The 13,847-nt window shown below is 59.0% G+C and carries 11 protein-coding genes; 4 read left to right on the top strand and 7 right to left on the bottom strand.

Annotated elements, in window-relative coordinates; all coding sequences use genetic code 11:
• Nucleotides 1-153 precede the first annotated feature (153 nt).
• On the top strand, nt 154-3,537 hold the full coding sequence (locus tag PMI11_RS09485) for a hybrid sensor histidine kinase/response regulator (protein WP_007816035.1): 3,384 nt from the start codon (nt 154-156) through the stop codon (nt 3,535-3,537).
• On the top strand, nt 3,530-4,441 hold the full coding sequence (locus PMI11_RS09480; protein ID WP_007816034.1) for a response regulator transcription factor: 912 nt from the start codon (nt 3,530-3,532) through the stop codon (nt 4,439-4,441). The genes PMI11_RS09485 and PMI11_RS09480 overlap by 8 nt, the downstream gene beginning before the upstream one ends.
• Nucleotides 4,442-4,456: 15 nt before the next feature.
• Here PMI11_RS09480 and PMI11_RS09475 read toward each other — a convergent pair whose 3' ends face one another.
• The 7 genes from PMI11_RS09475 to PMI11_RS09445 form a co-directional block, all read right to left on the bottom strand.
• Complete coding sequence (locus tag PMI11_RS09475; RefSeq protein WP_007816033.1) at nt 4,457-5,425, bottom strand: 2-hydroxyacid dehydrogenase; 969 nt, start codon at nt 5,423-5,425, stop codon at nt 4,457-4,459.
• Nucleotides 5,426-5,585: 160 nt separating this feature from the next.
• A complete protein-coding gene (locus PMI11_RS09470) occupies nt 5,586-6,710 on the bottom strand; it encodes a branched-chain amino acid ABC transporter substrate-binding protein (RefSeq protein WP_007816032.1) in 1,125 nt (374 codons plus the stop codon).
• 120 nt (nt 6,711-6,830) lie between these two features.
• Complete coding sequence (locus tag PMI11_RS09465) at nt 6,831-7,184, bottom strand: DUF6867 family protein (RefSeq protein ID WP_007816031.1); 354 nt, start codon at nt 7,182-7,184, stop codon at nt 6,831-6,833.
• A 25-nt stretch (nt 7,185-7,209) separates the two neighbouring features.
• Nucleotides 7,210-7,941, bottom strand: a complete 732-nt coding sequence (locus tag PMI11_RS09460) for an ABC transporter ATP-binding protein (protein ID WP_007816029.1) — start codon at nt 7,939-7,941, stop codon at nt 7,210-7,212.
• Nucleotides 7,941-8,807, bottom strand: a complete 867-nt coding sequence (locus PMI11_RS09455; protein ID WP_007816026.1) for an ABC transporter ATP-binding protein — start codon at nt 8,805-8,807, stop codon at nt 7,941-7,943. Before PMI11_RS09455 ends, PMI11_RS09460 begins: the two co-directional genes overlap by 1 nt.
• Nucleotides 8,807-10,204 carry a high-affinity branched-chain amino acid ABC transporter permease LivM gene (livM, locus tag PMI11_RS09450; protein WP_007816025.1) on the bottom strand — a complete coding sequence of 466 codons (1,398 nt, stop codon included), beginning with the start codon at nt 10,202-10,204 and terminating at the stop codon, nt 8,807-8,809. Before livM ends, PMI11_RS09455 begins: the two co-directional genes overlap by 1 nt.
• A gap of 3 nt (nt 10,205-10,207) precedes the next feature.
• Nucleotides 10,208-11,110, bottom strand: coding sequence for a branched-chain amino acid ABC transporter permease (locus tag PMI11_RS09445; RefSeq protein ID WP_007816023.1), 903 nt, complete (start codon nt 11,108-11,110; stop codon nt 10,208-10,210).
• A 506-nt stretch (nt 11,111-11,616) separates the two neighbouring features.
• Here PMI11_RS09445 and cysQ point away from each other — a divergent pair.
• Both cysQ and PMI11_RS09435 read left to right on the top strand, forming a co-directional pair.
• A complete protein-coding gene (gene cysQ, locus PMI11_RS09440) occupies nt 11,617-12,414 on the top strand; it encodes a 3'(2'),5'-bisphosphate nucleotidase CysQ (protein ID WP_007816021.1) in 798 nt (265 codons plus the stop codon).
• Between the two features lie 672 nt (nt 12,415-13,086).
• Complete coding sequence (locus PMI11_RS09435) at nt 13,087-13,812, top strand: sugar transferase (RefSeq protein ID WP_037071045.1); 726 nt, start codon at nt 13,087-13,089, stop codon at nt 13,810-13,812.
• The last annotated feature ends 35 nt before the right edge of the window (nt 13,813-13,847 follow it).

Raw genomic sequence — 13,847 nt, 5'->3', positions numbered from 1 at the left:
ACGGCGGGAGAGTTAGAGCCCTTATGTGACAGACCGGTTTCAAAAATATTGCCGTTCTGTGAATCTGCCGGCGTTCCGCCCCTTGCCTTTCCCGCCCATCCCGCCAAAAGTGGCTTGGAGACGATAAGCTGACCGGAACGCCGGAAAGAGGGCATGACAGCGCGCCAACGCATCATTCCGGTGAGACGCGAATATAATCGCTGGGTAGCCAACCAGACGCTCGAAGATTACGCGCTGCGCTTCACCGCAAAGAGCGCCCGCCGCTTCTCCTCCCAGCGCATCTCGCAGACGGCGATCGGCGCGATCTCTTTCCTGGCGCTGGAGGCGATCGGCGGCGCCATCACACTGTCCTACGGCACCACCAATGCCTTCTATGCCATCATCGTTGCCTCGGTCGCTATGCTGGCGATCGGCCTGCCGATCAGCCGATACGCCATTCGCCACGGCGTCGATATCGACCTGCTGACGCGCGGTGCAAGCTTCGGCTATATCGGCTCGACCATCACCTCGCTGATCTACGCCAGCTTCACCTTCATGCTCTTTGCGATCGAGGCCTCGATCATGTCGGGTGCGCTGGAGTTGACGCTCGGCATTCCACTCTGGATCGGCTACATCATCAGCGCCGTCATGGTGATCCCGCTCGTCACCCATGGCGTGAGGCTGATCAGCAAGTTCCAGCTGATGACCCAGCCTTTCTGGATCATCCTGAACATTCTGCCCTTCATCTTCATTGCCATCATGGACTGGGGCCAATTCGATGTCTGGCGCGCCTTCGCCGGTATCCGCCACGTCTCAGGTCCGCCGGGCACGGTCGCAGATTTCAATCTCGTCGAATTCGGCGCAGCCTCCGCCGTCATCCTCGCGCTGATGTCGCAGATCGGCGAACAGGCAGACTTCCTGCGCTTTCTGCCGCCGGACCCGCAGCGCAAATGGCGCCATCGCCTCGCCATCTTCCTCGCCGGTCCCGGCTGGGTCATCATCGGCGCGCCGAAGCTGCTCGCCGGTTCATTTCTCGTCGTGCTGACCTTCACCTCCGGTGTGCCCCTCGACCGCGCCGCCGACCCGGCGCAGATGTATCTGACCGCCTTCGGCTACATGATACCCTGGCATAATGCCGCCCTGCTGCTGATGGCCGCCTTCGTGGTCGTCTCGCAGCTGAAGATCAACGTGATGAATGCCTATGCCGGCTCGCTTGCCTGGTCGAATTTCTTCTCGCGCCTGACGCACAGCCATCCCGGCCGCGTCATCTGGCTAGTCTTCAACGTGGCGATTGCGCTGCTGTTGATGGAACTCGGCATCTATCGGCTGCTTGAGGAAACGCTCGGCATATTCTCGATCATCGCCATGGCCTGGCTCTGTACGATCTCGGCCGATCTCTTCATCAACAAGCCGCTCGGCCTTGCCCCTCCCGGCATCGAATTCAAGCGCGCCCATCTCTACGACATCAACCCGGTCGGTCTCGGCGCAATGACGCTGTCGGCTGGCATCGCACTGGTTGCCCATTTCGGCGTCTTCGGCTCGATCGCAGCTTCGCTTGCGCCCTATATCACGCTCGTGATCGCGCTGATCGCCTCACCGGCCCTCGCCTGGGCAACGAAGGGCAAGTATTATCTCGCCCGCAAGCCGCGCCATGCCTGGAAAAACCTGACCACCATCACCTGCTCGGTCTGCGAACATCCCTTCGAGCCTGAAGATATGGCCTGGTGTCCGGCCTATGCCGCACCGATCTGCTCGCTCTGCTGCTCGCTCGACAGCCGCTGCCACGACATGTGCAAGCCGAATGCCCGCTTCAATGCGCAGGTCGGCGCCGTCGCAAAGACCCTGCTGCCGGAAACCATCGTCCAGAAGCTGACCACCCGCCTCGGCCGCTACGGTATTGCCGTGGCGCTGGCGCTGGCGGCCGTCGGTGCAATCCTTGCCATGATCGCCCACCAGGTCAGCTCGGCCTCGCCGGAAACGGCCGAAGTCGTCAACCGCACCATCCTGATCGTCTTCTTCGTCTTCTCGGTCATCGCCGGCGTCGCCTGCTGGTTCTATGTGCTTGCCCATGACAGCCGCGTCGTCGCCGAGGAAGAATCGTCCCGCCAGAACACGCTGCTCCTGAAAGAAATCGCCGCCCATAAAAAAACCGACGCAGCCCTGCAGAGTGCCAAGGAAACCGCCGAAGCCGCCAACCGCGCCAAGAGCCGCTATGTCGTGGGCTTGAGCCACGAATTGCGCACACCACTCAATGCCGTTCTCGGCTATGCCCAGATCCTCGAACGCGACGAGACGATCCCCCCGCCGCGCCAGTCCTCGATCAAGGTGATCCGCCGCAGCGCCGAACATCTCTCCGGTCTGATCGATGGCCTTCTGGATATCTCGAAAATCGAGGCCGGCCGCCTGCAGGTCTATTCGAACGAGATCAACATCCAGGACTTTCTCGACCAGATCGTCGATATGTTCAGGCCGCAGGCACAGGCAAAGGGGCTCTCCTTTATCCACGAGCGTGCTCCGTCCCTGCCGCAATTCGTGCGCACCGATGAGAAGCGGCTGCGCCAGATTCTCGTCAACCTGCTCTCCAACGCCATCAAGTTCACCGACGAAGGCAGCGTCACCTTCGATGTCGGCTATCGCAGCCAGGTCGCGACCTTCACCGTCTCCGACACAGGCCGCGGCATCACCGAGAAGGATCTGACGCGTATCTATGAGCCCTTCCAGCGCGGTGAAGCGGAAAGCGTGCGCCCCATGCCCGGTCTCGGCCTCGGCCTCACCATCACACGCCTTCTGACCAACACGCTCGGCGGCGAAATCTCCGTCACGAGTGAAAAAGACAAGGGCTCCACCTTCCGCGTCCGTCTCATGCTGTCGGCCGTGATGCGCCCTGCAGCCCCGCCGCAGGAGAAAAAGATCGTCAGCTATGACGGCCCGCGCCGCACCATTGTCGTTGTCGACGACAATGAGGATCATCGCGAGATGATGCGGGAAATCCTGGTTCCCCTCGATTTCATCGTGCTGACCGCAGCAAGCGGTCCCGACTGCCTGACGCTTGTCGAAGGCATCGAGCCGGACCTCTTCCTTGTCGATATCTCCATGCCCGGCATGAACGGCTGGCAGCTCGTCTCCCGGCTGCGCGAGACGGGACGCACAGCGCCGATCCTGATGCTGTCAGCCAATATCGGCGATGCCGCCGCTCACAGCGACAGCGACGACAGCCACAGTGACGCGATCGGCAAGCCTGTTGATATCAAGCAGCTGCGCGACAAGCTGGCCCTGCATCTCGCGCTGAAGTGGCTCTATGCCGACGATCAGACACCCGCGCCGGTGATTGCCGCCATACCGCTCAAGAGCCCTGGAACAGCGCATGTGCAGGAGCTGCTGCGTCTCGGCGAGATCGGCTACATCAGAGGCATAGAAGCCAAGCTCGCCGACCTTGCCAAGGTGGAGGCAAATCAGCCATTCACGGAAGAACTCCGCTCCTATGTCGCCGCCTTCGATCTCGCCGGCTTCATTGATTTCCTGCATAAATTCGAAGAAAAAGGTGAAACCGTTGGCTGAGCTTCCCCGCGACATCGTTCTGCTGGTCGATGATTCGCCCGAAGCCCTCGGCTTCCTGACCGATGCACTGGAGCAGTCGGGCTTTTCTGTGCTGATCGCCACTTCCGGCTCGGCCGCGCTCAATATCGTTGAGCGCATCACGCCCGACCTCATCCTGCTCGATGCGGTCATGCCCTCGATGGACGGTTTTGAGACCTGCCGCAGGCTGAAAGCCAATGCCGCCGTCGCCCAGGTGCCCGTCATCTTCATGACCGGGCTCACCGAAACCGAGCATGTCGTGCATGCGCTGGAATCAGGCGGCGTCGATTACCTGTCGAAGCCGATCAATATCGACGAGTTGCGCGCCCGCATCCGCGTTCACCTGCGTAATGCCCGGTCGGCACAGAGCGCGCGCGTGGCACTCGATGCCGCCGGCCGCCACCTGCTGGCGGTCAAAGGCAATGGCGCGATCCACTGGTCGACGCCACAGGCAACCCGCCTCGTCAACGCCGCGATGGGCAGCGACGACGGCATGGAGGTCGTCTCCCGCACGATCAGCAACTGGATGAATAAACGCGCCGCAGCCGCCCGCGATGCCCTCATCTCCATCGCTCATGCCGGGCAGGCTGCCCTGCAACTCGCCTTCCTTGGCGTCATCGGTCCTGACGAATATCTCTTCCGCCTGACGGCCGCCAACCAGCGCAACGACGACGCGGTCCTGCGCCAGCACTTTGCGCTGACACAGCGCGAATCCGAGGTGCTGATGTGGATCGCCAAAGGCAAGGCCAACCGCGACATCGGCGAAATTCTCGGCCTCTCTGCGCGCACGGTGAACAAGCACCTAGAACAGATCTATGTGAAGCTCGGCGTCGAGAACAGGGCATCCGCCGCCGTGAAGGCGGCGCATGTGCTGCATGAGATGTGATGATATTGGGAGGCCTTAGGCCACCTGATCAGGCACCTCTCGACCGTCGAAGAAATCAGTCACATTCTCCACGACCTTCATCCCCATGGCCGTGCGCGTTTCCTCCGTCGCGCTGCCGAGATGCGGCAGCAAAACGACATTCTCCATCCGCCGCAACGCTTCGGGCACATGCGGCTCCGCCTCGTAGACGTCGAGCCCCGCGCCACGGATCGTGCCGTCTGTGAGCGCCGCGATCAACGCCGTCTCATCGACGACGTCGCCGCGCGCCGTATTGATGAGGAAGGCACCTGGCTTCATTGCCGCAAGCCGCGCAGCATTCATCAAATGCCGGTTTTCTGCGCCGCCGGGGCAATGCAGGGAAACAAAGTCGGAAGCCGCGAGCACCTCCTCCACCGAAGCAAGCTGACGTGATCCGTAGCGTGCCGCTTCGGCGGGATCGACCTGTGAGCGGTTGTAGAACACGATATCCATGCCGAAACCGAAATGGCAGCGCTGTGCGAAAGCCTTGCCGATGCGTCCGAAGCCGATAATGCCGACAGTCTTGCCAGTCACCTTCGTGCCAACCATATGCGTCGGGCACCAGCCCTTCCATTCGCCGGCGCGCACCTGCCGCTCGCCCTCCCCACCGCGGCGCGCGACCGACAGCAGAAGCAGCATGGCAATATCAGCCGTGCAATCGGTCAGGACGCCCGGCGTGTTCGTCACCACGATGCCCTTCGCCTTGGCGGTGGCGATATCTATGTGATTGAAGCCGACCCCGAAATTGCCGAGGATTTTCGCGCGGACATCCCCGGAAAAGACCGCAGCCGGCAGCTTGTCGGAAACGGTCGGCAGCACCGCATCATAGTCTGCCAGCACCTGACGCAGTTCGCTTTCAGCAAGCGGTACATCATCTCTGTTGAGCGTCAGATCGAAGCGCTCGGCGAGCACGGCCTCTACCGCAGCAGGCCAGCGCCGGGTGACGAGAATGCGGGGTTTTGGCATGAATCTGGATCCTCCATCCTTTGCCTCTGGCTTAGGCCATGAAGGCTGGGAATGGAATGGCTTTCGGACCCGTAAAGACTGCGATCTTGAACTGCGCAGGCGAAACGAAAGAAGCCCGGTCGGTGACCGGGCTTCCATGAAAGGCATCACTGCCAGAGGCTTACTTCTCAGCCTTCTGGAAGTAGCTGTACTTGCCGTCTTCGCCCTTCTTCCATTCGTACATGACGTAGCCTGGAAGCTTCGGGTCGCCCTTTCCGTCAAAGGAGATATCGCCGAGAACGGTCGGGAACGGACCCTTTTCCTTCATGGCTGCGGCAACAGCTTCGGCGTCCGTAGAACCGGCAGCCTTGGCAGCAGCAGCGATCGTCTGCAGCGCAGCGTAGGAGTAGAGGGTGTAAGCTTCCGGGTTGAAGCCGGCAGCCTTGAACTTCGCAACGAGGTCCTTGTTGGCCGGGTTGACCGTCGGATCCGGGCCGAAGGTGTTCAGCGTACCGGCAACGGCGTCACCAGCGATGGAAGCAAGTTCGTTCGAGACGATACCGTCACCCGAAACGAGCGCTGCTTTCAGGCCCTGGTCGGCCGACTGGCGGATGATGAGACCGGCTTCGGTGTGCAGACCGCCCCAGTAGATGATCGAAACGCCGGCTTCCTTCATCTTTGCGATGAGGGCCGAGAAGTCCTTGTCGCCGACGTTCACGCCTTCGTACATGACTTCGGTGACGCCAGCGGCATTCAGAGCCTTCTTGGTTTCGTCGGCGAGACCCTGGCCATAAGGAGTCTTGTCGTGAATGACGGCGATCTTGGCGTCCTTGAAGTGGTCGGCCAGATACTTGCCGGCAATGGCGCCCTGCTGGTCGTCACGGCCGCAGGTGCGGAAGGTGTTCCACAGGCCACGCTCGGTGAAAACAGGGTTGGTAGCAGCCGGGGTAATTTCGAGAATGCCGTTTTCGGCGTAAACTTCAGAAGCCGGGATGGAAACGCCCGAGTTGAAGTGGCCGATAACGAACTTCACGCCGTCAGCAACGAACTTGTTGGCAACGGAAATGCCCTGCTTCGGGTCGGAAACGTCGTCGCCGAGCTCGATCTTGATCTGCTCGCCGTTGATGCCGCCAGCAGCATTGATGTCGGCGGCTGCCTGCTCGGCACCCTTCTGCAGCTGTGCGCCGAACGCAGCGTTCGGGCCTGTGAGCGGGCCGCCAACGCCGATCAGGATGTCAGCTCGTGCGATGCCGCCGAAAGCGACGATCGCCGTCAGTGCCACCGCTGACAAGAGAGACTTCTTCATATTGTTACTCCCAATTTTTGGGCGGGTTTCGTTTGAAGACCCAGCGCACTACCCACCATTGACTACGCCGGGAAAGCTGTTCCACTCTGAAGGCAATTCATGCCTAGTTTCAACGGGCTGTCAATGTTTCTCCTTCCACGAAAACGCGGAAGTTTTTTCGTACAGCCAGTAATAGTTGTTCACCATTTGGTTGGTGCGGCGATAGCGGAACCCGGCTGTCGAGAAGATCAGCAGAGTTACGAAATCGATAATATAGAAGAGGGCGCTGAGCATTGGGCCGTTAAACAGCGCATGATGCAGGAACTGCATCGCCCATGCGAGCAGGAAGGTATAGACGACGACCAGCGGATAGTTGTTCCAGCCGTCCGCAACCGCCCTGCCGGCGCGCCACGCCGTCCAGAAACCGATTAGCACAACGAGCGCGCGGATGACGAGCTTTACGCCATTGTCGCTTTCGAAGAAAAGTCCCTGCATAATCAAACTCTCCCTTCTGCCGCGATCAATGCCGCCCGCCTTCGAGATAGGCAGCACGGACCTCAGGATTGGCAAGCAGTTCCTTGCCGCTGCCGCTCATCGTCACCTTGCCGTTCACGAGCACATAGGCACGGTGCGACAGCTTGAGCGCTGCGAATGCGTTCTGCTCCACGAGGAAGACAGTCAGCCCCTCCTTCTCGTTCAGCACCTTGATGGCTTCGAAGATGCCCTTGACGATCAGCGGCGCGAGGCCGAGCGAGGGTTCGTCGAGCAGCAGGAGTTTCGGGCGCGCCATCAGCGCGCGGCCGATCGAAAGCATCTGCTGTTCGCCGCCCGAAAGCGTGCCGCCACGCTGCGACTGGCGCTCCTTCAAGCGCGGGAACATCGTAAATATCTTCTCGACGTCCTCATTGAAATATTTGAGGTTGTCGAGACCCGCGCCCATCTGGAGATTTTCCAGAACGGTCATGCGTGGGAAGATGCGCCGTCCCTCGGGCGACTGCGCGATACGCAGCCGTGCGATCTCGTGCGTCGGCAGCCTGGTGATGTCCTGGCCGTCGAAGATGATCGAGCCGGTACGGGCCTGCGGGCTGCCGCAGATCGTCATCATCAGCGTCGACTTGCCGGCGCCGTTGGCGCCAATCAGGCTGACGATCTCGCCCTTCTTCACCTCGACATCGATGCCGGCGAGCGCGCGGATATTGCCGTAATAGGTCTCGACGCCCTGAACCTTGAGAAGCTGTTCACCGGCCGCCATCAGATTGCGCCCCCTTCTACGATCGCAATGACCTCTTCGACTTCTTCATCCTCGACACCGAGATAGGCCGCAATAACCCTCGGGTCGTGCTTCACGTGGTCAGGATTGCCGTCGGAAATCTTCTGGCCGTATTCCAGAACGATGACGTGATCGGAAATTTCCATGACCACAGACATGTCGTGCTCGATAAGCAGGATAGAGGTCCCGGTTTCCGTGCGAATGCCTTTCAGCAAGGCATTGAGCGCTGCCGATTCACGCGGATTGAGACCAGCAGCCGGCTCGTCCAGGCACAACAGTTCCGGACCGGTGCACATGGCGCGGGCGATTTCCAGACGACGCTGGGCGCCGTAAGGCAGGTCGCCGGCCGGGTCGTCGGCGCGGTCGATAAGATCGGCCTTCTCCAACCAAAAGCGCGCAAGCTCGATGGCGGCAGCCGCTTCCTTCTTATAGGGACCGATGCCGAGCAGACCGAGCACCGTGAAGCCCGAAGCCTTCATCAGCTTGTTGTGCTGGGCGACCAGCAGGTTTTCCAGAACGGTGAGGCCCGAGAACAAGCGGATGTTCTGGAAGGTACGGGCAACCTTGGCTTCCTTGGTGATGCGGAAGTCCGGCAGACGCTCGAGCAGGTACTGCTTGCCGCTCTTCTGCGTCAGCGTAATCATGCCCATGGTCGGCTTGTAGAAGCCGGTGATGCAGTTGAAGACAGTCGTCTTGCCCGCACCGTTCGGGCCGATCAGCGCGGTGATTTCGCCGCGCTTGGCCTCGAAGGATAAGTCGTTGATGGCCATCAGGCCGCCAAACTTCATCGACAGGTGCTCGACCTTGAGCAAAGTGTCATTCGACATTGTGTTCTCGACAGGGCTCATCAACCGTGGCCCTCCTTGGTAAAGCTTCCGGATACGGCCTTGCGTTCCTTCAGGAAGGCGGTCGGCTCACGCGAGCCGACGAAACCGCGCGGTTTGAAGAGCATGACGATGACCATGGCGAGGCCGAAGAGCAGCATGCGATAGAGTTCAGGTGTGAACTCCGGTCCGAAGACGACCTTGAGGAAGTCCATTTCGCGCAGCACTTCCGTACCGCCGACCATGACGACGGCAGCGATCGCAATACCCGTCAGCGAGCCCATGCCGCCGAGAACGACGATGGCGAGGATGACAGCCGATTCCAGGAACACGAAGGATTCCGGCGAGACGAAGCCCTGGCGTGCGGCGAAAAAGGAGCCGGCGAAGCCACCAAACATCGCGCCGGTAGCGAAAGCCGTCAGCTTCGTCGTCACCGTGTTGATGCCGAGCGAGCGGCAAGCAATTTCATCCTCGCGCAACGCCTCCCACGCACGGCCGATCGGCATGCGGCGCAGCCGGATCGTCACATATGCCGTCAGCATGCAGAGCGCTAGAATGACGTAGAACAGGAAGATCTTGTAGTAGGCAGATGATGACGGCAGGCCGAAAACCTTGGCGAAATTGTTCGCCTTGCCGACATCGAAGCTCAAGATGCCGAAAACCGAAGCCTTGGCGATGCCGGAGATACCGAAAGTACCCTTGGTCACTTCCGTCCAGTTGATGATGACCAGGCGGATGATTTCACCGAAGGCAAGCGTGACGATCGCCAGATAGTCGCCGCGCAAGCGCAGCACCGGAAAGCCGAGGATGACGCCCCAAAGAGCTGCAAAGATGCCGGCGAGCGGCAACAGAACCCAGAAGGACAGGCCGAAATGGGCCGAAAGCAGCGCATAGGAATAGGCGCCGACCGCGTAGAAGGCGACGTAACCGAGGTCGAGCAGCCCGGCGAGGCCGACGACAATGTTCAGACCCCAGGCGAGCATCACATAGATCAGGATCTGGATGCCGAAATTGTCCACCCACTTCAACGCGCCCTGCGGGCCGAGGAAATAGGCAGTGGCAAGCGGATAGACCAGAAGGAACACGAGCGCGATCTTCAGGAAATGCGTCCGGAAGAAGCCCTTTTCCGTTGAAATATCCAGGTCGCCGTGACGCGCCTTCGAAAGCTTGCGCTGATCGAGATGCGGCCTGACGAAAACGACCATGATGAAACGGCCGATGGCGGCGACCAGCACGAAAATGGCCAGCAATCCCCAGCGCTGAACGACGATCAACTCGTTGTTGATGTTCTGCTGCGTGCCGAGACCGACATAGAGAACGAACAGGCCAAGTGCGATGAGGCCGGAGAAGAAGGCTTCCCTAAGCCCCTTCTGGACAAGCCCAGCGTCGGACTTGCCAGCGGAAGTGTCGATGTTTGCCATGACTTATACCTTCTCGACTTCCGGCCGGCCGAGAATGCCCGTCGGCTTGAAGATCAGCACGAATGCAAGAATGGCGAAGGTAGCGACATCCTTGTACGCGATGGTGAAATAGGCCGACCACAGGGATTCGATGAGGCCGATCATCAGCCCGCCGAGAACGGCGCCCGGCAGCGAGCCGATGCCGCCGAGAACGGCTGCGGTGAAGGCCTTGACGCCCGGGGTGAAGCCGTCCGTGAAGGACGCGACACCATAATACATCAGGTACATCGTACCGGCGACGGCTGCGAGTGCCGCACCCATGATGAAGGTGATCGAAATGGTCTGGTCGACGTTGACGCCCAGAAGGGCGGCCATCTTGCGGTCCTGTTCGGTCGCGCGCTGAGCACGTCCGAGTGCCGTCTTGTTGACGATATACCAGAAGGCGGCAAGCAGGACGACCGTCACGACAATGATGATGATCTGCTTCAGCGAGATCGAGAGACCGCCGATATTATAAACCGTGCCGACAAGCGGCGGGATCGGCTTGTTGCGCGGGCCTTGCGTAACCTGAATGAAATTCGACAGCGTGATCGACATGCCGATCGCTGTAATTAGCGGCGCCAGGCGAAATGAGCCGCGCAGCGGGCGGTAGGCGACACGCTCGATCGTCCAATTCCACAAACTCGTCATCAGCATCGCGATCACAAGCATCGCCAGCAGCAGCACGGCTACCGGAAGACCTGCAAAGATGGATGTGAGAACGAGAAAGACGATAAGAGCAGCGAAACCACCGAGCATGAAAATGTCGCCATGGGCGAAGTTGATCATGCCGATAATGCCGTAAACCATCGTATAGCCAATAGCCACAAGGCCATAGATGGATCCGAGAGTCAGCCCGTTGAAGAGCTGCTGGACAAAATACTCCATATGTCATTTCCCCTGGATGCGAACCAAATTTAAGTTGCATCTCTTATTAGTTTTATCGCGCGTGCTTTCACACGAGCCACTAGTCGCATTGCATAGCGGTTTCGTTGGAAATGTGAAGACAAAAAGGATTTACCGCGCCAGAATCTTGGGCAAACAGGCCTAAATGGCGCAATTCAAACCAAAATCCACACAAAAGCGGCACCGACTGGCAATTTTTTAGCCAGAGCGGGCTTCGTCAATCAATTTTAGCACCGAACGAAGCCAGAAACGCTCGCCTTATGCGTAAACTGTTCCACAAGTAAGGAAATCGACGAAATTTCAAACTCGAAGATGCTGTCAATTGCAAATGGCATTTCACGGGCAATTGCTTCTGACGCGTTTTGTGCAAACCCTGCAAGCCTGTGCTAGTGTTACGGGGATTCCAGCAAAGGGGTGCAGCAGCTCCTCCTATACACTATATATGGCGCGGTGGTCCCAAGACGAATTTGCAGACGAACGGCAGGAATATGCTGAAGACATTTGAACGGGCGGCACTCGAAGCCGGCAAAGCCATCATAGAAGTCTTCTGCGATGGCTGCCCGGTGGAAATGAAAGCTGATGAAAGCCCGGTGACGATCGCTGACCAGGAGGCCGAGCGCATCATACTGGTGCATCTGAAGCACGATTTCCCCGAGATCCCCGTCATCGCCGAAGAATCGGTAGCCGCCGGCAGAGTGCCTGATATCGCCGGAAAGTCCTTCTTTCTGGTCGATCCCTTGGATGGCACCCGCGAATTCCTCGATAAGCGCCAGGAGTTCACCGTCAATATTGCCTATGTGGAAAATGGCATCCCCGTCGCCGGTATCGTCTATGCCCCAGCGCTCGGCATCGCTTTTTCCGGCGAGCGCGGAAGCGCGGAGAAACTGCTGATTGACGAGAACTTTGCGATAACGGAGAAAATGCCGATCAAAGTGCGCAAACAGCCGGCAGAAAGTATGGCGCTCGCAAGTTTTCGGCATGATAGTCCCGAGACCGGCCTCTTCCTCGCCAGGCATGCGATCTCCAAATGCACCAATATCGGCTCGTCCCTGAAATTCTGTCTGCTGGCAGAAGGCAAGGCTGACGTCTACCCGCGCTTCACCCGTACCATGGAGTGGGATACCGCGGCCGGCGATGCGGTATTGCGCGCAGCCGGCGGATCCACTGTCACCATGGACGGCCAGCCGCTCCTCTACGGTAAAACCGGTGCAGCTGCCGATTTCGACTTCGCAAATCCCCATTTCGTCTCCTGGGGCGGTACGAAGCCTGCGCTCGAGCAGGCGTAGCGATACCGAACATCGGTGTCTTTCAATTTGTTGCAGTGATATTTTAGCGGTTGCCGCCAACCGGTGCTTCACTGTCTCCGACCAGGAAAATCAACTGGCAATTTCCATCGCCGGTCTCCTCTTTGATTCGAAGGGTGCATCTTTCCCTTTCCCGGCGGCATGTTTTTCTCGCCACGTTCTCGCCACAATTGAAACGGTCGTCCTCGTGTGACTTCGGTAACATTTCGACAAAGGCATACGTAATTATATAATTATATTCCCAATTATGGAGTAGCGTTTCCACTAACTCCCTCCACTCCTACCCCGCACATTAGACGATAAATTCGATCCCGCCGGGACCGTGATCTCTCAAGCCCTGCGGGCAATGGAGCGTTTTGGCACGGTGTAGGCCTCAACCATTACAACCGTCGTCTGCCGTCCCGAATCCGGTCAAACACCTAAGATTCCTAATAAAAACCCCGGTTGAAAAATAAAACTCCTGATTTTGCATAAACTTAACGCAACTGCGAAGTTTGCTGCGATGCGAAATTTCTCTGGACTCGGTTAAACAAATGTCGCAAATTTAGGATGTAGTAGGGTTAAACGTCGCCTAACATTCTGGCGCCTTAATGTGGCGCTAACCAAGCCATCTAATCACACCGCCGAGAGCTTCAAAATACAAAGGGTAGATCCTTGAGCGTCATGGACCTTAACAAGAGTATTTCTGAAGAGAGCTTTCGCGTTACGCCTGTTCGTCAGGTCAACGCGAGGTTCCCAGTTACCGCACTCGACAGCATCGTTCCGCCACCTGCCTCCGTGCAGTTCTTGATGAAGCGTGCCTTCGATATTTTTGCCTCGATCAGCGCACTCATCGTGCTTGCTCCACTGCTTCTCGTCGTCGCAGCCTTGATCAAGATGGACAGCCCCGGTCCAGTCCTCTTCAAGCAGACGCGCTGGGGTAAGAACTGCCGGGCCATCAAGGTCTACAAGTTCCGTTCCATGCGCACAGACATGCAGGACGTCAGCGGCGTTGCACAGACGGTCAGGAATGACCCCCGCGTCACCCGCGTCGGCGCCTTCCTGCGCCGCTCGAACATTGACGAGCTGCCGCAGCTCCTCAACGTGCTGAAGGGTGACATGTCGGTTGTCGGGCCGCGTTGCCATGCAATCGGCATGCGTGCCGGCGGCATGCTCTATGAAGAGCTGGTTCCGGAATATCATCACCGCCACGCCATGCGTCCGGGCATCACTGGCCTGGCGCAGATGCGCGGCCTGCGCGGTCCGACGGACCGTCCGGCCAAGGCACGCGCCCGCATCGCCAGCGATCTCCACTATGTCGAGAACTTCTCGATATTGATGGACATCCGCATCATCATCGGAACGCTGGTTTCCGAGCTGACTGGCGGCAAAGGCTTCTGATTGGAAAAGAAGGGTATCGGCTGTTACAGCAGCCG

The organism is Rhizobium sp. CF142, assembly GCF_000281145.1.
Classification (GTDB): domain Bacteria; phylum Pseudomonadota; class Alphaproteobacteria; order Rhizobiales; family Rhizobiaceae; genus Rhizobium.
The sequence above is the reverse complement of the archived record's forward strand: the minus strand, read 5'-3'. Positions and strand labels throughout refer to the sequence as shown.

Bases quoted from the DNA above. Each gene is read 5' to 3' on its own strand.
- PMI11_RS09470 (WP_007816032.1), bottom strand. From the start codon at position 6,710: ATGAAGAAGTCTCTCTTGTCAGCGGTGGCACTGACGGCGATCGTCGCT.
- PMI11_RS09485 (WP_007816035.1), top strand. From the start codon at position 154: ATGACAGCGCGCCAACGCATCATTCCGGTGAGACGCGAATATAATCGC.
- cysQ (WP_007816021.1), top strand. From the start codon at position 11,617: ATGCTGAAGACATTTGAACGGGCGGCACTCGAAGCCGGCAAAGCCATC.
- PMI11_RS09475 (WP_007816033.1), bottom strand. From the start codon at position 5,425: ATGCCAAAACCCCGCATTCTCGTCACCCGGCGCTGGCCTGCTGCGGTA.
- PMI11_RS09445 (WP_007816023.1), bottom strand. From the start codon at position 11,110: ATGGAGTATTTTGTCCAGCAGCTCTTCAACGGGCTGACTCTCGGATCC.
- PMI11_RS09460 (WP_007816029.1), bottom strand. From the start codon at position 7,941: ATGGCGGCCGGTGAACAGCTTCTCAAGGTTCAGGGCGTCGAGACCTAT.
- livM (WP_007816025.1), bottom strand. From the start codon at position 10,204: ATGGCAAACATCGACACTTCCGCTGGCAAGTCCGACGCTGGGCTTGTC.
- PMI11_RS09455 (WP_007816026.1), bottom strand. From the start codon at position 8,807: ATGAGCCCTGTCGAGAACACAATGTCGAATGACACTTTGCTCAAGGTC.
- PMI11_RS09465 (WP_007816031.1), bottom strand. From the start codon at position 7,184: ATGCAGGGACTTTTCTTCGAAAGCGACAATGGCGTAAAGCTCGTCATC.